This window comes from Streptomyces griseoflavus, from assembly GCF_014649995.1.
In the GTDB taxonomy this organism is placed as follows: Bacteria; Actinomycetota; Actinomycetes; order Streptomycetales; family Streptomycetaceae; genus Streptomyces; species Streptomyces griseoflavus.
In genome coordinates this window covers 1-19,848 of sequence record NZ_BMUC01000031.1, presented here as the reverse complement: position 1 = coordinate 19,848, position 19,848 = coordinate 1, and the positions used below count along the sequence as shown (strand labels likewise).

General features: G+C 73.8%; 16 protein-coding genes. 9 read left to right on the top strand and 7 right to left on the bottom strand.

What is annotated here, in order from left to right; all coding sequences use genetic code 11:
* Window positions 1-194: 194 nt before the first annotated feature.
* The gene (locus IE172_RS33735; protein ID WP_190101184.1) at window positions 195-506 is read right to left on the bottom strand and encodes an SH3 domain-containing protein; all 312 of its coding nucleotides are present in this window, start codon (window positions 504-506) and stop codon (window positions 195-197) included.
* Between the two features lie 183 nt (window positions 507-689).
* Here IE172_RS33735 and IE172_RS33730 point away from each other — a divergent pair, with 183 nt between their 5' ends.
* Window positions 690-2,819 carry a serine/threonine-protein kinase gene (locus IE172_RS33730; protein ID WP_190101183.1) on the top strand — a complete coding sequence of 710 codons (2,130 nt, stop codon included), beginning with the start codon at window positions 690-692 and terminating at the stop codon, window positions 2,817-2,819.
* Between the two features lie 100 nt (window positions 2,820-2,919).
* Here the strand turns inward: IE172_RS33730 and ilvD are convergent, their stop codons facing one another.
* From ilvD to IE172_RS33710, 4 genes are all read right to left on the bottom strand, one after another.
* Window positions 2,920-4,773, bottom strand: coding sequence for a dihydroxy-acid dehydratase (ilvD, locus tag IE172_RS33725; protein WP_190101182.1), 1,854 nt, complete (start codon window positions 4,771-4,773; stop codon window positions 2,920-2,922).
* A 200-nt stretch (window positions 4,774-4,973) separates the two neighbouring features.
* Window positions 4,974-5,666 carry a TetR/AcrR family transcriptional regulator gene (locus IE172_RS33720; RefSeq protein WP_190101181.1) on the bottom strand — a complete coding sequence of 231 codons (693 nt, stop codon included), beginning with the start codon at window positions 5,664-5,666 and terminating at the stop codon, window positions 4,974-4,976.
* Window positions 5,663-6,502, bottom strand: a complete 840-nt coding sequence (locus tag IE172_RS33715; protein ID WP_190101180.1) for a sugar phosphate isomerase/epimerase family protein — start codon at window positions 6,500-6,502, stop codon at window positions 5,663-5,665. Before IE172_RS33715 ends, IE172_RS33720 begins: the two co-directional genes overlap by 4 nt.
* Window positions 6,503-6,656: 154 nt before the next feature.
* Window positions 6,657-7,589, bottom strand: coding sequence for a Ppx/GppA family phosphatase (locus IE172_RS33710; protein ID WP_190101179.1), 933 nt, complete (start codon window positions 7,587-7,589; stop codon window positions 6,657-6,659).
* Between the two features lie 95 nt (window positions 7,590-7,684).
* Here IE172_RS33710 and IE172_RS33705 point away from each other — a divergent pair, with 95 nt between their 5' ends.
* Window positions 7,685-8,560: a DUF3109 family protein gene (locus IE172_RS33705; RefSeq protein ID WP_190101178.1), complete on the top strand. Its 876-nt coding sequence runs from the start codon at window positions 7,685-7,687 to the stop codon at window positions 8,558-8,560.
* An 11-nt stretch (window positions 8,561-8,571) separates the two neighbouring features.
* Here IE172_RS33705 and IE172_RS33700 read toward each other — a convergent pair whose 3' ends face one another.
* Window positions 8,572-10,353 (bottom strand): BACON domain-containing protein, encoded by a 1,782-nt coding sequence (locus IE172_RS33700; RefSeq protein WP_190101177.1) that lies wholly within the window; start codon window positions 10,351-10,353, stop codon window positions 8,572-8,574.
* Window positions 10,354-10,525: 172 nt separating this feature from the next.
* Here IE172_RS33700 and radA point away from each other — a divergent pair, with 172 nt between their 5' ends.
* A complete protein-coding gene (gene radA, locus IE172_RS33695) occupies window positions 10,526-11,935 on the top strand; it encodes a DNA repair protein RadA (protein ID WP_190101176.1) in 1,410 nt (469 codons plus the stop codon).
* A 136-nt stretch (window positions 11,936-12,071) separates the two neighbouring features.
* A complete protein-coding gene (gene disA, locus IE172_RS33690) occupies window positions 12,072-13,196 on the top strand; it encodes a DNA integrity scanning diadenylate cyclase DisA (RefSeq protein WP_190101175.1) in 1,125 nt (374 codons plus the stop codon).
* A gap of 45 nt (window positions 13,197-13,241) precedes the next feature.
* Here the strand turns inward: disA and IE172_RS33685 are convergent, their stop codons facing one another.
* Entirely contained in the window at window positions 13,242-14,093 is an 852-nt protein-coding gene (locus IE172_RS33685) for a hypothetical protein (RefSeq protein ID WP_190101174.1), read from the bottom strand.
* A 1,004-nt stretch (window positions 14,094-15,097) separates the two neighbouring features.
* Between IE172_RS33685 and IE172_RS33680 the strand changes: the two genes are divergently transcribed.
* From IE172_RS33680 to cseC, 5 genes are all read left to right on the top strand, one after another.
* Window positions 15,098-16,033 (top strand): HhH-GPD family protein, encoded by a 936-nt coding sequence (locus IE172_RS33680; RefSeq protein WP_190101173.1) that lies wholly within the window; start codon window positions 15,098-15,100, stop codon window positions 16,031-16,033.
* 330 nt (window positions 16,034-16,363) lie between these two features.
* Entirely contained in the window at window positions 16,364-16,903 is a 540-nt protein-coding gene (locus IE172_RS33675; protein WP_190101172.1) for a SigE family RNA polymerase sigma factor, read from the top strand.
* Window positions 16,891-17,541 (top strand): hypothetical protein, encoded by a 651-nt coding sequence (locus tag IE172_RS33670; protein WP_190101171.1) that lies wholly within the window; start codon window positions 16,891-16,893, stop codon window positions 17,539-17,541. The genes IE172_RS33675 and IE172_RS33670 overlap by 13 nt, the downstream gene beginning before the upstream one ends.
* 168 nt (window positions 17,542-17,709) lie before the next feature.
* Window positions 17,710-18,408 (top strand): two-component system response regulator CseB, encoded by a 699-nt coding sequence (gene cseB / locus IE172_RS33665; protein WP_190101170.1) that lies wholly within the window; start codon window positions 17,710-17,712, stop codon window positions 18,406-18,408.
* An 8-nt stretch (window positions 18,409-18,416) separates the two neighbouring features.
* On the top strand, window positions 18,417-19,760 hold the full coding sequence (cseC, locus tag IE172_RS33660) for a two-component system sensor histidine kinase CseC (protein WP_190101169.1): 1,344 nt from the start codon (window positions 18,417-18,419) through the stop codon (window positions 19,758-19,760).
* Window positions 19,761-19,848: the final 88 nt, after the last annotated feature.

Sequence of the window (19,848 nt, the reverse complement as noted above, 5' to 3'; positions counted from 1 at the left end):
CATGCTCCGCGACGGCACCTTCTACGAGCCGAGGAGCCCCCGACTCGCTTGACGAAGGACATAGAGGCACCCCCCGGCCAGTCGAGGGTGACCGACTTCGTCTCCCCGACAGGCCGTGAGCGAGAGGCCCGCGACCATGGCACAACCGTGGCCCGGCGACACCTGAAACGTGCCGGCGTGCTCCTCTCGCGGCCTCAGCAGCGCGGGGCGACGTAGCCGTCGCTGCCGGTGCGGATGTAGGCGTCGGAGACGTACTGGCCGCTGCCGATGTTGTCCCAGATGGACGAGGTGCCGTACGGGCCCGTGACACGGGTGCCCGTCGTCTGGCAGCCGATCCGGACCCAGGAGCCCTCCGACAGGACCCGGACGATCGCGTAGCCGGTGCCGGGGCCGCTGCGGACGTTCACCCGGTAGCCCGGTGCCACCGGGTAGGAAGCCGCCGCCGCGGTCGCCGTGACCGCCTTCCCCTCGCCACCCGCGATCTCCGGTGTCTGGTCGACAGACATGAGAAAACCTCCCCCGTTGAGCCCCACGACTGTCGTGGGGCCACGTTGATTCCCCCGGATCCAGCCATGAAACACCAGTTCTTCTTTCGCACACAGACGTGGGCAAGCCGCCTCGGTCCCGTACACACCATCGACTAGGCTCCGAGCGTCGCGCGCGCGAACGAACAGCACGGGGGTGGTTCCATGGCGCCGCAGCGGAACGCCGGAGCGGGCGCGGAAGCGGAACTTCCGGAGTACGCCGGTCACTACCGTCTGGAGTCCTGTCTGGGCTCGGGCGGCATGGGCGTCGTGCATCTGGCCCGGAGCACCTCCGGGATGCGGGTCGCGGTGAAGGTCGTGCACGCCCGGTACGCCATGGACCCCGAGTTCAGGGGGCGGTTCCGGCAGGAGGTGGCCGCGGCGCGGCGGGTGAGCGGCGCCTTCACCGCGCCGGTCGTCGACGCCGATCCGGAGGGCGGGCGGCCCTGGATGGCCACCCTCTACATTCCCGGCCCGACGCTCTCCGAGCAGGTGAAGCGGAACGGCCCCATGGACCCGGACCAGTCCCGTCGGCTGATGGCCGGGCTCGCGGAGGCACTGCGCGACATCCACCGGGTCGGGGTCGTGCACCGGGATCTGAAGCCGAGCAACGTGCTGCTCGCCGAGGACGGTCCGAAAGTCATCGACTTCGGCATCTCCCGGCCACGGGACAGCGAACTGCGCACCGAGACCGGGAAGCTGATCGGCACGCCGCCCTTCATGGCGCCCGAGCAGTTCCGGCGTCCCCGTGAAGTGGGCCCCGCGGCCGACGTGTTCGCGCTCGGCTCGCTCATGGTGCACGCGACGACGGGGCGCGGCCCGTTCGACTCCGACAGCCCGTACGTCGTCGCCTACCAGGTGGTGCACGACGAGCCCGACCTGACCGGCGTGCCGGAGTCGCTGGCGCCGCTGGTGCTGCGGTGCCTCGCCAAGGAGCCCGACGACCGCCCCACGCCGGACGAACTGATGGGCGAGCTGCGGTCGGTGGCGGCGGCCTACGACACCCAGGTGTTCGTACCGGCGCCGCGGAGTCCGGAGGCTCCGCAAGAGGAGCCCCCGGCGCGGGAGGAGCGGGCGGACGCACCGGGCCGACGGTCGCTGCGGCGCCTCGGCAGGCGGACGGTTCTGGTGGCCGGGGTGCTGTGCCTCGCCGTACTCGGCGGGCTCACGGTGGTCCAGGTGTTCGACGACGGTACGGAACCGGCGCGGAGGACCTCCGCCGCACCGAGCACACCGGCGGGCTTCGGGGCGTGGGAGGCGGCGCCCGTCCCGGAGGCGGGCGGCATGCCGCAGTGCTCGTACGGGGCGCCGGGGCTGCTGTGCGGGCTGCCGGGCCGGGTCTTCGCCCTCGATCCGTCCGACGGCCGCACCCTGTGGCGGCACGATGTCGCGGGGACGACCCGGAGCGAGCCCCCCGTCGTCTCGGGCGGCCTCGTCCAGCCCTCCCTCGACCTGATCGGCGACCTGGAGGCGCTCGATCCGGCCACGGGCCGTCCGGTGTGGCGGGAGGAGACGCCCGCGTACGACGGGGTGCGGGCGGTCGACGACATGCTCCTGCTGACCCGCGCCGACGGGACGGTGACCGGCGTGGACGCCGCCTCGGGCGAGACCAGGTGGTCCCACCGGATCCCGGGGCAGGCGGTGCCGTACTTCGTCTCGTTCGCCGAGGAGCCCGGGGAGCCCGTGGGGCCGTCCGCGTACGCGACGAGTCCGTCCGCTGACGGCGGCCGGACCCGGGTCACCGCGGTGGATCCGGTGACGGGTGACGTGCGGTGGGACGCGGACCTCGAGGGGTCGCTGACGCCCGTCGGCACGGCGGACGGGGCCCTGTACCTCGTCGTCGGCGGTCCGGTGTACGGGGACGCGACGGCCGTGGTCCGCTACACGCCCGGCACCGGGGAGGCCCGCCGGGTGACGTTGCCCGTCCCGGTCGCGGCCGCGGCGGCCGGCGTGCGCGGCGACACCGTGCACCTCATGGGCGCGGGCGGTTCGCTGGTGGCCGTCGACATGGCGGCGGGGAAGCAGCGGTGGCGGCTGGAGACGGGTGTGAGCCGGGGCTCGGTGCCCGTCTCCGACGGACGGCACGTGTACGTCACCGCCCCCGACGGGCGGCTGCTGGGGGTCGACGCCCGCACGGGCAAGCTGCTCGGGCAGACCCGGCCGCGGCTCGGCGCCGACTCCGACCGGGTCCCCGCCTCGCTGCCCGCGCCGGTGCTCGCGGGCGGCCACGTCTACGCCGGCGCCCCCGACGGAACGGTGTTCGGCGTGGCGGGAGACGACCCGGCCGGCTGGTGAGGCCGGCGGGCGGCCCCGGCCGGGCGTGAGCGGCCCCTGCCCGGTGACGGCGCAGGGCCGCCCCCGCGGTGCGGGAGCGGCCCTGTGGTCGGCGGGGGGGTCAGCCCAGCTTGCTCACGTCCCGCACCGCGCCCTTGTCCGCGCTGGTCGCCATCGCGGCGTACGCCTTCAGGGCCGCGGAGACCTTGCGGTCGCGGTTCTTCGGGGCGTACCGGCCGTTCAGGGCCTGCTCGCGGCGGGCCAGTTCCGCCTCGTCGACCAGCAGCTCGATCGAGCGGTTCGGGATGTCGATGCGGATGCGGTCGCCGTCCTCGACCAGGGCGATGGTGCCGCCCGAGGCCGCCTCCGGGGAGGCGTGGCCGATGGACAGGCCGGACGTGCCGCCGGAGAAGCGGCCGTCGGTGATCAGGGCGCAGGCCTTGCCGAGGCCGCGGCTCTTCAGGTACGACGTCGGGTAGAGCATCTCCTGCATGCCGGGGCCGCCCTTGGGGCCCTCGTAGCGGATGACGACGACGTCGCCCTCCGTCACCTGCCTGGTGAGGATCTTCTCGACGGCCTCGTCCTGCGACTCGCAGACGACCGCCGGGCCCTCGAAGGTCCAGATGGACTCGTCGACGCCGGCGGTCTTGACGACGCAGCCGTCGACGGCGAGGTTGCCGCGCAGCACCGCCAGGCCGCCGTCCTTGGAGTACGCGTGCTCGGCGGAGCGGATGCAGCCGCCCTCGGCGTCCTCGTCGAGGGCCTCCCAGCGCTCGGACTGGGAGAAGGCCTCGGCGGAGCGGACGCATCCGGGGGCCGCGTGCCACAGCTCCACGGCCTCCTGCGACGGGGAGCCGCCGCGGATGTCCCAGGTCTTCAGCCAGTCCGCCAGGGAGGGGCTGTGGACGGAGTGGACGTCCTCGTTGAGCAGACCCGCGCGGTGCAGCTCGCCCAGCAGGGCGGGGATGCCTCCCGCGCGGTGCACGTCCTCCATGTAGTACGTGCGGTCCTTGGCGACGTTCGGAGCGACCTTCGCCAGGCAGGGGACGCGGCGCGAGAGGGCGTCCATCTCGGTGAGGCCGAAGGGGACCTCGCCCTCCTGGGCGGCGGCCAGCAGGTGCAGGATCGTGTTGGTGGAGCCGCCCATCGCGATGTCGAGCGCCATGGCGTTCTCGAAGGCCGCGGGGGTAGCGATGTTGCGGGGCAGGACCGAGTCGTCGTCCTGCTCGTAGTAGCGGCGGGTCAGGTCCATCACCGTACGCGCGGCGTTCTCGTAGAGCGCCTTGCGGGCGGTGTGGGTGGCCAGGACCGAGCCGTTGCCCGGGAGGGAGAGGCCGATGGCCTCCGTCAGGCAGTTCATCGAGTTGGCGGTGAACATGCCGGAACAGGACCCGCAGGTCGGGCAGGCGTTCTCCTCGATGCGCAGGACGTCCTCGTCGGAGGTCTTCTCGTTGGCCGACTCGACCATCGCGTCGATCAGGTCCAGCGTGCGCACCGTGCCGTCGACCAGGGTGGCGCGGCCGGACTCCATCGGGCCGCCGGAGACGAACACCGTGGGGATGTTCAGGCGCAGGGCCGCGTTGAGCATGCCCGGGGTGATCTTGTCGCAGTTGGAGATGCAGATCAGGGCGTCCGCGCGGTGCGCCTCGACCATGTACTCCACGCTGTCCGCGATCAGGTCGCGGGAGGGCAGGGAGTACAGCATGCCGCCGTGGCCCATGGCGATGCCGTCGTCGACGGCGATCGTGTTGAACTCGCGCGGGATGCCGCCGGCCGCGACGACCGCCTCGCTGACGATCCGGCCGACCGGGGCGAGGTGGGTGTGGCCGGGGACGAACTCGGTGAAGCTGTTGGCGACGGCGATGATCGGCTTCCGTCCGATGTCCGCGCCGGGTACACCGGAGGCGCGCATCAGGGCGCGGGCGCCCGCCATGTTGCGGCCGTGGGTGACTGTGCGGGACCTCAGCTCGGGCATCGTCGCTCGCTCCTTCAGACCTTCGGGGAGTCTCGGCCAGAGAGTTCTGACTGCACCCGAGCGTACGCCGGACATCCAGTGGGCGGGACGAGGTGTCCGCGATACGGGACGAATGTCTCAGTCCGGCCCGGGCGGGAAGCGCCCCGCGGGGTGCGGCGCCCTCGCCGGCGTACAGCGCACCCGCCGGCGTGGCACGCGCCTCAGCCGCCGGTGAGGTGCCCCTGCACGACCGGCGCCACCCGCGCGATGATCTGCTCGGCGTCCGCGGAGGCCAGCGGCTCCACCTTGATCACGTACCGGACCATCGCGATCCCGACCAGCTGGGCGGCGGCGAGCTCGGCCCGCAGCTCCGCGTCCGGCACGTCGAGCCGCCCGGCGATCCGGCGCAGCAGCTGACCGGCGACCAGGCGGCGGAAGACCGCGGCGGCCGTCTCGTTGTTCACGGCGGAGCGGACGATCGCGAGCAGCGGGGCCCGGGTGACCGGGCTCTCCCAGAGACCGATGATCATGCGGGTCATCCGCTCGCCGGCCTCCTCCAGGGGACCGTCGACGAGGGTGTCCCGTACGGCGAACGCGGGCGCGAAGGCGACCTCGACGGCGGCCTCGAAGACCTGCTCCTTGGTGCCGAAGTAGTGGTGCACCAGCGCGGAGTCGACCCCGGCCGACTTGGCGATCCCCCGTACGGAGGTCTTGTCGTACCCCCGAGCGGAGAACTCGGCGCGGGCCGCTTCGAGGATGCGGTCCCGGGTCCCGGCCGCCTCCGTGCGCGGCGGGCGGCCGCGGCGCCGGGGGGTGTCGTCCCCCCGGGCGGAGGCGCCCGAGGGAGAGGCACCCGAGGCGGAAGCGCCCGCCGCCGGGGCGCCCGGGCCGTCGCTCGCGGTCACGCCGGTCACCGGCGGGGCACCCGGATCGCGGAGCCGGCGGAGGCCAGGTGCAGGCGGGTGAACGCCAGGGCCTCGGCCAGGTCGGCCTCGCGCTCCGCGCTCGACATGGCCCGGCGGGTGTTGACCTCGATGACGACATGGCCGTCGAAGCCGCTGCGCGCCAGGCCCTCCAGCACCTCCGCGCAGGGCTGGTCGCCGCGGCCGGGCACCAGGTGCTCGTCCTTGGCGGAGCCCTTGCCGTCGGCGAGGTGCACGTGGCCGAGGCGGTCGCCCATGCGGTCGATCATCCCCAGGGTGTCGGTGCGCGCGGTCGAGGCGTGGCTGAGGTCGATCGTGAAGTGGCGGTAGTCCTCCTTGGTGACGTCCCAGTCGGGGGCGTACGCGAGCATCTCCCGGTCGCGGTAGCGCCAGGGGTACATGTTCTCCACCGCGAACCGCACGTCCGTCTCGTTCGCCATCCGCCAGACGCCGTCGACGAAGTCACGCGCGTACTGCCGCTGCCAGCGGAACGGGGGGTGGACGACGACCGTGCCGGCGCCGAGCTTCTCCGCGGCCGTCCTGGCGCGCTGGAGCTTGGTCCAGGGGTCGGTGGACCACACGCGCTGCGTGATGAGCAGGCACGGCGCGTGGACGGCGAGGACGGGGATGCGGTGGTAGTCGCTGAGTCTGCGCAGGGCCTCGATGTCCTGGCTGACCGGGTCGGTCCAGACCATGACCTCGACGCCGTCGTACCCGAGGCGCGCGGCGATCTCGAAGGCCGTCGCCGTCGACTCCGGGTAGACGGAGGCCGTCGACAGGGCGACCTTCGCATCCGGGATGCGGACTACGTCCCTTGGTTCTGCCACGAGCCTCAGGTTACGGGGTGGGATCGGGTCGGTGCGGGGTGCCCGCTCGCCGTTGTGGTGAGTGCCATAGCCGGGCGCGGGGTCGCGCGCGGCGCGGCGGCGGCCGGTGCGGGCCCGGTCCCGCCGCCTCCCCGCCCCCCTGCTCCGGCGCGGGTCAGCCCTCGCCCATGTGGTCCAGGCGGCGGAGTATGACGCCCTCCCTCAGGGCCCAGGGGCAGATCTCCAGGCGTTCGATGCCGAACAGGTCCATCGCGCCCTCGGCGACCAGCGCGCCGGCCAGCAGCTGGCCCGCGCGGGCCTCGGAGACGCCGGGGAGCTCCGCGCGCTCGGCGGCCGTCATGGCGGCGAGCCTCGGCACCCAGGCCTCCAGGGACTCCCGCTTCAGCTCGCGCTGCACGTACAGGCCCTCGGCGGAGCGGGCGGCGCCCGAGAGGCGGGCGAGCTGCTTGAAGGTCTTGGAGGTGGCCACCACGTGGTCGGGGGCGCCGAGGCGGCTGAAGTCCCCCACCGTGCGCGCTATCTCGGTGCGCACATGGCGGCGCAGCGCGCGCACGTCGTCCGCCTCGGGCGGGTCGGCGGGCAGCCAGCCGGCGGTGAGGCGGCCGGCGCCGAGCGGCAGCGACACCGCCGTGTCGGGCTCCTCGTCCATGCCGTAGGCGATCTCCAGGGAACCGCCGCCGATGTCGACGACGAGCAGCTTCCCGGCCGACCAGCCGTACCAGCGGCGTGCGGCGAGGAAGGTGAGCCGGGCCTCCTCCGCTCCGCTGAGCACCTGGAGTTCGACCCCGGTGTCCTCCCGCACGCGGGCGAGGACCTCGTCGGCGTTGTCCGCGTCGCGCACCGCCGAGGTCGCGAACGGCAGCAGTTCCTCGACGCCTTTGTCCTCGGCCGCCCGCAGCGCCTCCTGGACGACCGCGATCAGCCGGTCCACCCCGTCCGCGCCGATCGCCCCGCTGCCGTCGAGGAGCTGGGCGAGGCGCAGTTCGACCTTGTGCGAGTGCGCGGGCAGCGGACACGCGCCGGGGTGCGCGTCCACCACCAGCAGATGCACCGTGTTCGAACCCACGTCGAGGACACCGAGTCTCATGTACGGAACGCTACTGCCCGCAGCGCGGCGTGTTGCCCCCTCCGCGGTGGCCGAGCCGGTCCCGGACCCGGGCGCGGGCGACTTACCCTGGACGGGTGCCAAAGACGAAAAAGACGAAGGACGCGAAGACGGACAAGAAGGCCAAGAAGGAGAAACTGGCCGGACAGTCCGGGGGTCCTTCGCGGGCGACAGCACCGCGGACGCCGGCAGCGGCACCGCCGGTGGACGACGAGAAGGGCCTGGACTTCGCCCGCGCATGGGTGGAATTTCCTGATCCGGCGGACGACGAGCAGGTCTTCCGCTGCGATCTGACATGGCTGACCTCTCGCTGGAACTGCATCTTCGGCAGCGGCTGCCAGGGCATCCAGGCCGGCCGCGCGGACGACGGGTGCTGCACCCTGGGTGCCCACTTCTCCGACGAGGACGACGAGAAGCGGGTCGCCGGGCATGTGGCGAGGCTCACACCGGACATCTGGCAGCACCACGCCGAGGGCACGCGCGACGGCTGGGTCTCCGAGGACGAGGACGGCGACCGCCAGACCCGGCCGTTCCAGGGCTCGTGCATCTTCCAGAACCGGCCGGGGTTCGCGGGCGGCATGGGCTGCTCGCTGCACATCCTCGCCCTCAAGGAGGGCCGCGAGCCGCTGGAGACCAAGCCGGACGTGTGCTGGCAGCTGCCGGTGCGGCGGACCTACGAGTGGATCGACCGGCCCGACGACACGCGGGTGCTGCAGGTCTCGATCGGTGAGTACGACCGCCGCGGCTGGGGCCCCGGCGGCCACGACCTGCACTGGTGGTGCACCTCGGCCACCTCGGCGCACGGCGCCGGGGACCCGGTGTACGTCTCCTACCGCGCGGAGCTGACCGAGCTGATGGGCAAGGCGGGCTACGACCGTCTGGTCGAGCTGTGCGAGGAGCGGCTGGCCTCGCAGCTGCCGCTGCTGGCGCCGCATCCGGCGGACCCCGCCTGACACCGGCCCGGTTACGGGGCGGCCGGACCCGGATCGCCGCCGGCGGGTGGTGAGGCGTCGCCCGGGGCCGTTCCCGAGTCCGTGGGCACCGGCTCGCCGGGCGTCGGTCCGGTGGGTGTGGGGCCGCCGTCCGTCGGCTCCGGGCCGGGCGAGGTGGGCGGGTCGTCCGGCGGGGGCTCGGAGGGCTCCGGCGTGGTGGGCGCCGGCTCCGGGTCGGGCGACGACGGGGGCGGCCCGCTCGGGGTGCCGGGGTGCGCGGTCCCCGGCCCGCCCGGGTGGCCGGAGGGCGCGCCGCCGCCGTGGGCGGTGCCGTAGCCGTCGATGGTCACGACCGCACCGGACGGCGCGACGGCCACGGTCGCGCTCCAGTGGCCCGCCGGCTCGCGCAACTGGTCGACGTGCACCCGGACCGTCACCGACTCGCCGGGGGCGAGTGTTCCCGAGGACCGGCTCGGATACAGCCACGGCGCTCCCGTGGACACCGACCAGCGGACCGGCTCGGAGCCCGTCGCGGTGAGGGTGATCAGCGTGGTGTCGCCGCTGTGCCCGGCCGTGACGCCGAGCGTCGCGGCGCCCTCGCTCCCCGCGCCGGCGGCGCCGACGACCTCCACCGACACGTCCGCCTCGCCGTCCTCACCGAAGGGAGGACCGGGGCGGGTGCTGGCGTTGCCGGTGTTCTCGTACCCGGCTCCCGCCTCCCGGCCGTCGAGGTCGACGGTGCCGCCGTCCTCCCGCGCGGAGGCGGAACGGCCGTCGTGGGCCTCTCCGGTCGGAGTGCCGCGGTAGGCCGCCCACAGCGCCAGCACCGGCGCGGCGACGACGGTGGCGACCACGGTCGTCGTGACGGCCCGCGCGCGCATCCGGTCACGGCGCGCGACACGGTCCCTGGGGTTCATGGGGAAACCGCGCCGGTCGAAACGGGGCGCGGCGCCCCGCGCGCGCGGGGCGTGCGCCAGGGCGGCGTGCAGGTCCGCGCCGGGCGCCGGCAGGACGGGCAGCGCGTCCGGGGTGACGCTGGTGCCCGGCCAGCGGCCCGGTACGGCCCGTTCGGCGCTGCGGCGGCAGCGCGGGCAGTCGTCGACGTGCCGGACGAGTTCCTGGCGCAGCGTCGCGCTGAGCACGAGCCGCCGGTCGCCGGTGAGGTGCGCCACGCCGGGGCAGGTGCCGTCCTCGACGACGGCGAGCGCCGCGCGGGTGCGTTCCACCTCACAGGCGGCGGTGGCGAGCAGCGCCCGCGCGGCGGCCGGTTCCATGCCCAGCACGGAGGCGACCTCGTGTGCGGCGAGATGGTGGCGCACGGCGAGTTCGAGCGCCTCGCGCTGCTCCGGGGTGGTGCCGGCGGCCTCCGGCCAGGCCAGTTCGGCCAGTTCGCCGCGGCGCCGCTCCCGCACCTCCTCGGAGACGGCCGGAGCGGTGGCGCCCCCCGCCGCACGCCGCCGGCCGGTGCGGCTCACCGCGTGGCCGGCCTGACGCTTCCGCCTGGCCTCGGCCAGCTTGCGCAGGCAGGCCCAGCGGGCCAGCGCGTACAGCCAGGCCCTGCGGCCGTCGAGTTCGTCCGGGGCGTGCCGGCCGCGGCGCTCGGCGAGCGCGAGGACGTCGGCCAGGGCGGCGGTCGCCGCGTCGTGGTCGCACAGCACGGACAGGCAGTACGTGAACAGGCCGTCCAGATGCGGTTCGTAGCGGGTGGCCGGCCGCCGCGCCAGGGTGCGCGCGGCCCCGCGGTCGCGCGCTTCCCGGTGCGTCCGGCGGGCTCCGGTCGTACGGGGCGAGGTCTCCGGGCCGCTGCTCGTCATCCGGCGACCGTAGGCGCCTCGGGGCGGCCCCTCCCGGAGCCCTGCGCACTTTTAATCCGTACGGGTGAAACGATCCCTCAATAGGGGACAGGAACCTTTCGCCACCGGTCGCGGGCGTGCCCGGCGAGGGTGCGGACGGCCCGTTGTCAGAGCGTGCCGTTACCTTTTCCGCATGGCTGCCCGTACCAAGACCTCCAAGGACCGTCCGTCCTACCGCTGCACCGAGTGCGGCTGGCAGACGGCCAAGTGGCTCGGCCGCTGCCCCGAGTGCCAGGCCTGGGGGACGGTCGAGGAGTACGGCGCGCCCGCGGTCCGCACGACGACGCCCGGGCGGGTCACCACCTCCGCCCTGCCCATCGGCCAGGTCGACGGCCGTCAGGCCACCGCCCGCCCCACCGGGGTGCCCGAGCTGGACCGGGTGCTCGGCGGCGGGCTCGTGCCCGGCGCGGTGGTGCTGGTCGCGGGCGAGCCGGGTGTGGGCAAGTCCACGCTGCTGCTGGACGTCGCGGCCAAGTCGGCGAGCGAGGAGCACCCCACGCTGTACGTCACGGGAGAGGAGTCGGCGAGCCAGGTCCGGCTGCGCGCCGACCGCATCCACGCCATCGACGACCACCTGTACCTCGCCGCCGAGACGGATCTGGCCGCCGTGCTCGGCCACTTGGACGCCGTGAAGCCCTCCCTGCTGATCATGGACTCGGTGCAGACAGTGGCGTCCCCGGAGATCGACGGCGCCCCGGGCGGCATGGCCCAGGTCCGCGAGGTGGCGGGCGCGCTGATCCGGGCCTCCAAGGAGCGCGGGATGTCCACGCTCCTGGTGGGCCACGTCACCAAGGACGGCGCGATCGCCGGGCCGCGCCTGCTGGAGCACCTGGTGGACGTGGTCCTGCACTTCGAGGGCGACCGGCACGCGCGCCTGCGCCTGGTGCGCGGCGTCAAGAACCGCTACGGCACGACGGACGAGGTCGGCTGCTTCGAACTGCACGACGAGGGCATCACGGGCCTCGCGGACCCCAGCGGACTTTTCCTGACCCGTCGTGACGAACCGGTCCCGGGGACCTGTCTGACCGTCACCCTGGAGGGCCGCCGCCCCCTGGTCGCCGAAGTGCAGGCGCTCACCGTCGACTCGCAGATCCCCTCCCCCCGGCGCACCACGTCCGGCCTGGAGACCTCACGCGTGTCGATGATGCTGGCGGTGCTGGAACAGCGCGGCCGCATCAGCGCCTTGGGCAAAAGGGACATTTACTCCGCGACGGTCGGCGGGGTGAAGCTGACGGAACCTGCCGCGGACCTGGCCGTCGCCCTGGCCCTGGCGTCGGCGGCGAGCGACACCCCGCTGCCGAAGAACCTGGTCGCGATCGGGGAGGTCGGCCTCGCCGGCGAGGTGAGACGGGTCACGGGCGTGCAGCGCAGGCTCGCCGAGGCCCACCGTCTGGGCTTCACGCACGCCCTGGTCCCGGGTGACCCGGGCAAGGTCCCGCCGGGCATGAAGGTGCTGGAAGTCGCGGACATGGGGGAGGCGCTGCGCGTCCTTCCGCGCTCCCGTCGCCGAGAGGCCCCACGGGAGTCGGAGGACCGCCGGTAGACTTTGCCCAGGTCTCGCCCGTCCGTACGAACCGAGTGCGGTGGCGGCCTCTCGTTCGCCGGGGCATCCGAGCCCGGCCCGATCCGGACGGGAGGTCTGAACGGGGGCGCCCAGAATCTGCGACCGGAGGAGTGCAGTGGCAGCCAACGACCGGGCAGCAGCTCCCGGAAAGTCCGGTGGGAGTGCCGGTTCCGATGGCCTGATGCGCGCCTCGCTGAGCGCCGTGGCACCGGGCACCAGCCTGCGTGACGGCCTGGAGCGCGTGCTCCGCGGCAACACCGGCGGTCTCATCGTGCTCGGTTCCGACAAGACCGTCGAGACGCTGTGCAGCGGCGGTTTCGTGCTGGACGTCGAGTTCACCGCGACCCGGCTGCGCGAACTGTGCAAGCTCGACGGCGGCATCGTGCTGTCGTCCGACCTGTCCAAGATCCTGCGGGCCGGCGTCCAGCTCGTGCCGGACCCCACCATCCCCACCGAGGAGACCGGCACCCGGCACCGCACCGCCGACCGCGTCTCCAAGCAGGTCGGCTTCCCCGTCGTCTCGGTGTCGCAGTCGATGCGCCTGATCGCGCTGTACGTCGACGGCCACCGCCGGGTCCTGGAGGACTCCGCGGCGATCCTGTCCCGCGCCAACCAGGCACTGGCCACCCTGGAGCGCTACAAGCTCCGCCTCGACGAGGTCGCCGGCACGCTGTCGGCGCTGGAGATCGAGGACCTGGTGACCGTCCGGGACGTCTCGGCGGTCGCGCAGCGGCTGGAGATGGTGCGCCGCATCGCCACCGAAATCGCCGAATACGTGGTCGAACTGGGCACCGACGGGCGTCTCCTCGCCCTGCAGCTCGACGAGTTGATCGCGGGCGTGGAACCGGAGCGCGAACTCATCGTGCGGGACTACGTGCCCGAGCCCACCGCCAAGCGTTCCCGCACGGTCGACGAGGCCCTGCACGAACTGGACGCGCTCCCCCAGGCGGAACTGCTGGAACTGTCGACGGTGGCCCGCGCCCTCGGGTACACGGGCTCCCCCGAGACCCTGGACTCGGCGGTGTCGCCGCGCGGCTTCCGCCTGCTGGCGAAGGTGCCCCGGCTCCCCAGGGCGATCATCGACCGGCTGGTGGAGCACTTCGGGGGACTGCAGAAGCTGCTCGCGGCGAGCGTGGACGACCTGCAGACGGTGGACGGGGTGGGCGAGGCCCGGGCGCGGAGCGTGCGCGAAGGGCTGTCGCGACTGGCCGAGAGCTCGATCCTCGAGCGGTACGTGTAGGAAACCCCCGGCCGCGACCGGCCGGGGGAGGGTTCGCCGCCCGGGTCATGCGGCTTCCAGCACGAACGACGTGCGGGCCTTGCCGAACCCCGGCGCCTGCGCCTCCACCAGGTAGGTGCCCGCACCGGCGGTGCCCGCCTTCGGCGTCGCGCACTCGGGCGCGCTCGCCTTGCGGTCCCACTTCACCGTGTAGGTGATGCTGTCCCCCGCCGGCACCCGGAACACCAGACTGCGGGCGCCCTCGGGGCAGTCGTCCGACGCCCAGAACGCGTCGTCACCGCTCGCCTGGGACACGGTCAACACGGCGCTCTCCGGCCCGAGATCGATCTTGCAGTCACCGCCGGAGGTGTTCCGCGCGGTCAGCAGGAACGTCGGCGTCTGCCCGGGCTCGTACGTGTTGCGCGCACTGCGCAGGCTGAACTGCACCGCGCTCGCGGTGCAGTTGGGCAGCCCCGACCCGGATCCGGCCGGGAGCGCGTCGCCCGCGCCGACACCGGCCGACGTACCGCCCTCGGAACCGCCGCCCGCACTGCCGCCGGCACCGCCGTCCGATCCGCCGGAGTCGGCGGGGTCGCCGCCCGCGCCGTCGTCGCCCGCCCCGGACGACGATCCACCGGACCCGCCGGAACCCCCGGACCCGTCGTCGCCGCCCGACTCGTCGCGTCCGCCCGGCGCCTGACTGATCGCCGGACCGGAACTCGACGGTCCGGGCGTGATGGACGGGGCGGGATTCTTGCCGTTGGCGCCGTTGTCACCGCCGCCCCCGCCCCCGCTGCCGGAGACCACCACCCAGGCGATCAACAACGTCAACAGGGCCAGCACGGACAGCAGTACGGCCCTCCGTCGCCAGTAAATGGAGGAGGGAAGCGGCCCGACCGGATTGCGCAGAGATCCCACGGCGCAAACCATACGAGAGATCGGCGCGTTCGCTTGTCCCACCCGCCGCCCGACCTACAACTTTTCCGGATCATCATCCCGGAAACCGCCCCGGCACCCCCGACTTCGGCCAGGCACGGCACCCGACGATCGCCGGGTGTGACCGTTCCGGCCTTTTGCCTACCGTCCGTGACGGTGGGCCTCTTGGGCAGCGAGCTCCACGACAACACCACCGACTCCGCGCACGACAGCCCGTGTTGGGTCCGGCTCACAGCGGGGATCGGGGGCGACATCCGGACTGCCGGTGTGCGTCGCGCTGTTGGTGGCGGGCCGGACACGCGGGCGCCCGCGCCTTCGCGATCGCGGCCCTTGCACCTCTGGCCACGGCCGCGACGTACCTGTGCGGCGTGGTGCTCATGTCCGTTGCCGCGCAGGGGCGTCCGTGCCGGGCGGTCACCGGCACCGTCACGCCCCTCGCGGGATGCCCGCCGCACGTCAACTGCACGGTCCTCGGCAACCCCGCCCCGGCCGGCGGTGGTTCGGCTCTCACCCCAGGTGGCCCGCCTCAAGGATTCCGCCGACCGCGGTGACGACGGCGCTCGGACCGAACAGACCCGAACCGCCGCCCGGAGCCCCGGACCACTCCCCTTTCCGCAGCCCCGTTGATGAAGGTGACAGCCGCCCTCCGGTCGTCGCCCCCCGTCATCCCCACGACGACCGCGGCACCCGGTGCGTGCCCTGCGGCGTGGGTGCCTTCCCCGACACGACATTGCTCCTCCTCCAGCCGGGTCCCGTGGCGCCGAGCGAGCCCCCGCGCGGGGCACCCCGCGCGAAGGGGGCCGGGGGCGAAGCCCTTGGGGCGGGACGGCGAGGGCACTCCTCGCCGACGGCCCGCCTCGCCCGCAGCCCGACGTCCGTGTCCGGCGCTCGGCGGAGCGACCGGCGCTCTTGCGGGTGCCCCGCGCCCGCGCGACCGTGGCGCTCCCCGCGGAGACGGGGCCCGGCGTGGCAGGATCGGTGACGTCATGACTGCGCCAACGAAGCCCCCGTACGGCGGCACCACCGATCCCGCGTCCGAGCATGCTCCCGGCGAGCCCCTGCACTCCCCCGTCATCGACTGGTTCGACGAGCACGCCCGTGACCTGCCGTGGCGGCGCCCCGAGGCCGGCGCGTGGGGAGTGATGGTCAGCGAGTTCATGCTTCAGCAGACCCCGGTGAGCCGGGTCCTGCCCGTCTACGAACAGTGGCTCGCCCGCTGGCCGCGCCCCGCCGACCTCGCGGCGGAAGCGCCCGGCGAGGCCGTCCGCGCCTGGGGCCGGCTCGGCTACCCGCGCCGCGCGCTCCGGCTGCACGGCGCCGCCGTCGCCATAACGGAACGGCACGGCGGCGACGTACCGGCCGACCACGCCCAGCTGCTGGCGCTGCCCGGTATCGGCGAGTACACCGCCGCGGCCGTGGCGTCGTTCGCCTACGGGCAGCGGCACGCGGTGCTGGACACCAACGTCCGACGGGTGTTCGCCCGCGCGGTCACCGGTACGCAGTACCCGCCGAACGCCACCACCGCCGCCGAACGCCGGCTCGCCAGGGCCCTGCTGCCGGAGGACGCCGCCACCGCCGCGCGGTGGGCCGCCGCCTCCATGGAACTGGGCGCACTGGTGTGCACGGCGAAGAACGAGTCGTGCCAGCGCTGCCCGATCGCCGCGCAGTGCGCCTGGCGGCTGGCGGGCAAGCCGGCCCACGACGGCCCGCCGCGCCGGGGTCAGACGTACGCGGGCACGGACCGGCAGGTCCGCGGACGGCTGCTCGCCGTGCTGCGGGAGGCGCACGGACCGGTACCGCAGACCGTGCTGGACCGGGTGTGGCACGAACCGGTGCAGCGCGCCCGCGCGCTCGACGGTCTGGTCGCCGACGGGCTGGTGGAACCGCTGCCGGGCGGCCTGTACCGGCTTCCGATGACCTGACCCGACCTGACCGGGCCGGGCCGGCCCGGGCGGTCGCACCACCCGCCGCATCCGTCGCAGCCGGCTCCTCCGTCACGACCTCACGGCGCGACGACCCGGCCGTATCACCCCGTACCCGCATCAAACAGCCGTCCGCTTCACCCCCTTCCTCCTTCCGTTACACAACCGACGGACAGCCGAGGGCTGCCCGCAAGCTGCTTCGGACAGTGCCGTGACAACGCCTCCGTACCTTCGATCACGTGCTCGACAAGGGCACGACGACCGAGGAACACAGGCGGTACGGCCGACTCGCGCGAGCGGGCCGGAACGGGGAGCGGAAGGCGGTACACCATGGCGCAGGGCGAGGTGCTCGAGTTCGAGGAGTACGTGCGCACCCGGCAGGACGCGCTGCTGCGCAGCGCCCGCCGCCTGGTCCCCGACCCCGTGGACGCGCAGGACCTGCTGCAGACCGCGCTGGCACGGACGTACGGCCGCTGGGAGACCATCGAGGACAAGCGGCTGGCCGACGCCTACCTGCGCCGGGTGATGATCAACACGCGGACGGAGTGGTGGCGGGCCCGCAAGCTGGAGGAGGTGCCCACCGAGCAGCTCCCGGAGTCCTGTGTGGACGACGCCACCGAGCAGCACGCGGACCGGGCCCTGCTGATGGACGTACTGAAGGTGCTCGCCCCGAAGCAGCGCAGTGTCGTGGTGCTGCGACACTGGGAGCAGATGTCCACGGACGAGACGGCCGCCGCACTCGGCATGTCGGCCGGAACGGTCAAGAGCACGCTGCATCGGGCGCTCGCCCGGCTCCGGGAGGAGCTGGAGGCACGCGAACTGGACGCACGCGCGCTGGAGCGTGAGGAGCGGGAGCGTTGCGCGGCCTGACCGGCGCGGGGCCCACACGGTCCCGCACCACCACCCGGGCGGTGATCACGGCCACGGTCGTGCTCGCCGCCGCCGTGTTGTTCACCGGTGGCTGCGGCACCGGCGGCACCGGTGCCCGGGACGAGGGCCCGGCGCGCGCCGAATCGGTGGCGAGCGTGGCCGCGCCGTCGGTCCCGCCCTCGGGGACCCCGGACCGGGTCGACCCCGTCCGGCTGGTCAAGGCGGACCCGGCGGTCTCGGCGGAGGTCAAGCGGGACCTCGAACCGTGCGTCGGCGAGGAGTACCCCGTCGACGTGAGCTACGGCAACCTCACCGGAGGAACCGTCGACGACGTCGTGGTCAACGTGCTGACCTGCGGCGACGCGGTGGGTGTGGGCTCCTACGTGTACCGCGACCGGGGCGGTTCGTACGTCAACGTGTTCAGCGCCGAGGAGCCTCCGGTGTACGCGGAGATCGACCGCGGCGACCTGGTGGTGACCAAGCAGGTGTACGACCGGGGCGACCCGGTGTCGAGTCCCTCGGGCGAGAACGTGATCACGTACCGGTGGGCGTCGGGCGGCTTCCACGAGGAGTACCGGACACACAACGACTACGGGCAGGTGGCCGGTCCGCAGCCCTCTCCCGCGCCCGACATCTGAGACGTGGCTCACTCCTTGAACCGGTGGGGCCGTCCCGGCCGATGAAGGGATGAACCCTCCGCGCGGCTCACGCGTCCCTGGGGTGGGCCGGGAGAACGCCCCGGGCCCGGCCGGGGAGGACCGCCGCCGGCACCGACACGAGAACACATGAGGACAGAGAGCAGCGGCATGGCAGACCAGACCCACGTCCTGTTCGTCGAGGACGACGACGTCATCCGCGAGGCCACCCAGCTCGCCCTGGAGCGGGACGGCTTCGCGGTCACCGCGAAGCCCGACGGGCTGGCGGGCCTGGAGGCGTTCCGCGCAGACCGGCCCGACATCGCCCTCCTCGACGTCATGGTGCCGGGACTCGACGGCGTCAGCCTGTGCCGGCGCATCCGGGACGAGTCGATGGTCCCGGTGATCATGCTGTCGGCGCGGGCCGACGCCATCGACGTGGTGCTGGGCCTGGAGGCGGGCGCCGACGACTACGTGACCAAACCCTTCGACGGGGCCGTGCTGCTGGCCCGCATCCGCGCGGTGCTGCGCCGCTTCGGGCGGGCGGAGAGCGGCCGGGAGGGGCACGCCGCCCCGGACGCCGGGGGCCTGCTGTCCTTCGGCGAGCTGGAGATCGACACGGAGGGCATGGAGGTGCGCAGGGCCGGGCAGCCGGTGGCGCTGACCCCGACCGAGATGCGGCTGCTGCTGGAGTTCTCCGCCGCACCGGGCACGGTCCTCTCCCGCGACAAGCTGCTGGAGCGGGTGTGGGAGTACGGCTGGGGCGGTGACACGCGGGTCGTCGACGTCCACGTGCAGCGGCTGCGTACGAAGATCGGCCAGGACCGCATCGAGACGGTCCGTGGCTTCGGCTACAAGTTGAAGGCCTGAGCCGGCGGATGCGGGCGTATGTGCGGCGCCTGGTGACGGCGTGCGTCGAGCGGGCGGGTATCGGTGCGGGGCTGCGGTGGAAGCTCAGTGCGGCCATCGCGGTGGTGGGGGCGCTGGTGGCGCTCGTGCTGAGCCTGGTGGTGCACAACGCGGCACGGGTGTCGATGCTGGACAACGCGCGCGACCTGGCCGACGAGCGCATCATGGTCGCCCAGCGCAACTACGAGCTGTCGGGGCGGCTGAACTTCCCCAACACCAAGATCGACGATCCGCAGCTGCCGGCGGAGCTCCGGGAGAAGGTCGAGGCGGGACGGCGGGCGACCTATGTGGCGGACCGGAGCGGCGCACCGGACATCTGGGCGGCCGTGCCGCTGAAGAACGGGCACGTGATGTCCCTGCACTCCGGCTTCACCGACCGCAGCGCGGACATCCTGGAGGATCTCGACCAGGCCCTGGTGATCGGCTCCATCGCGGTGGTGCTGGGCGGCAGCGCGCTCGGGGTGCTCGTGGGCGGTCACCTGTCGCGGCGGCTGCGCAAGGCGGCCAGCGCCGCCAACCGGGTCGCCAAGGGCGAGACGGACGTCCGGGTGCGGGACGCCATCGGCGGGGTGGTCCGGGACGAGACCGACGACCTGGCGAGCGCGGTGGACGCCATGGCGGACGCGCTGCGGCAGCGGCTGGAGGCCGAGCGCCGGGTCACCGCCGACATCGCGCACGAGCTGCGCACGCCGGTGACCGGTCTGCTGACCGCGGCCGAGCTGCTCCCGCCGGGCCGGCCGACGGAGCTGGTGCTGGACCGGGCCAAGGCGATGCGCACCCTCGTGGAGGACGTCCTGGAGGTCGCCCGGCTGGACAGCGCGTCCGAACGGGCGGAACTGCAGGACATCCTCCTCGGCGAGTTCGTCGCCCGGCGGGTCGCGGCGAAGGATCCCGGCATCGCCGTACGCGTGGTGCACGAGTCGGAGGTCACCACCGACCCCCGGCGCCTGGAGCGGGTGCTGTTCAACCTGCTGGCCAACGCCGCCCGGCACGGCAGGCCGCCCGTCGAGGTCACCGTCGAGGGACGGGTCATCCGGGTCCGCGACCACGGGCCGGGCTTCCCCGTGGGCCTGCTCGCCGAGGGGCCGAGCCGCTTCCGCACCGGCAGTACGGACCGCGCGGGCCGCGGCCACGGCCTGGGCCTGACCATCGCGGCCGGTCAGGCCCGGGTGCTCGGGGCACGGCTGACCTTCCGCAACGTACGGCCGGCGGGGGCGCCGGAGGGCGTGCCCGCCGAGGGCGCGGTCGCCGTGCTGTGGCTGCCGGAGCACGCGCCGACGAACACCGGGAGCTATCCCCTGCTGCCGAAGTAGGAGCCTCACCCGGCCTGACCTCCGCCCGTCCCTCGGCGACACGGCGACCCCGGGGGCGGCGTGGTGCCGTCCTCGGGGTCGCGGGGTG

Excerpts from the sequence above, each read along its gene's own strand:
- IE172_RS33735 (WP_190101184.1), bottom strand. The coding sequence starts at position 506 with ATGTCTGTCGACCAGACACCGGAGATCGCGGGTGGCGAGGGGAAGGCG.
- IE172_RS33730 (WP_190101183.1), top strand. The coding sequence starts at position 690 with ATGGCGCCGCAGCGGAACGCCGGAGCGGGCGCGGAAGCGGAACTTCCG.
- ilvD (WP_190101182.1), bottom strand. The coding sequence starts at position 4,773 with ATGCCCGAGCTGAGGTCCCGCACAGTCACCCACGGCCGCAACATGGCG.
- IE172_RS33710 (WP_190101179.1), bottom strand. The coding sequence starts at position 7,589 with ATGAGACTCGGTGTCCTCGACGTGGGTTCGAACACGGTGCATCTGCTG.
- IE172_RS33700 (WP_190101177.1), bottom strand. The coding sequence starts at position 10,353 with ATGACGAGCAGCGGCCCGGAGACCTCGCCCCGTACGACCGGAGCCCGC.
- radA (WP_190101176.1), top strand. The coding sequence starts at position 10,526 with ATGGCTGCCCGTACCAAGACCTCCAAGGACCGTCCGTCCTACCGCTGC.
- IE172_RS33680 (WP_190101173.1), top strand. The coding sequence starts at position 15,098 with ATGACTGCGCCAACGAAGCCCCCGTACGGCGGCACCACCGATCCCGCG.
- IE172_RS33675 (WP_190101172.1), top strand. The coding sequence starts at position 16,364 with ATGGCGCAGGGCGAGGTGCTCGAGTTCGAGGAGTACGTGCGCACCCGG.
- cseB (WP_190101170.1), top strand. The coding sequence starts at position 17,710 with ATGGCAGACCAGACCCACGTCCTGTTCGTCGAGGACGACGACGTCATC.
- cseC (WP_190101169.1), top strand. The coding sequence starts at position 18,417 with ATGCGGGCGTATGTGCGGCGCCTGGTGACGGCGTGCGTCGAGCGGGCG.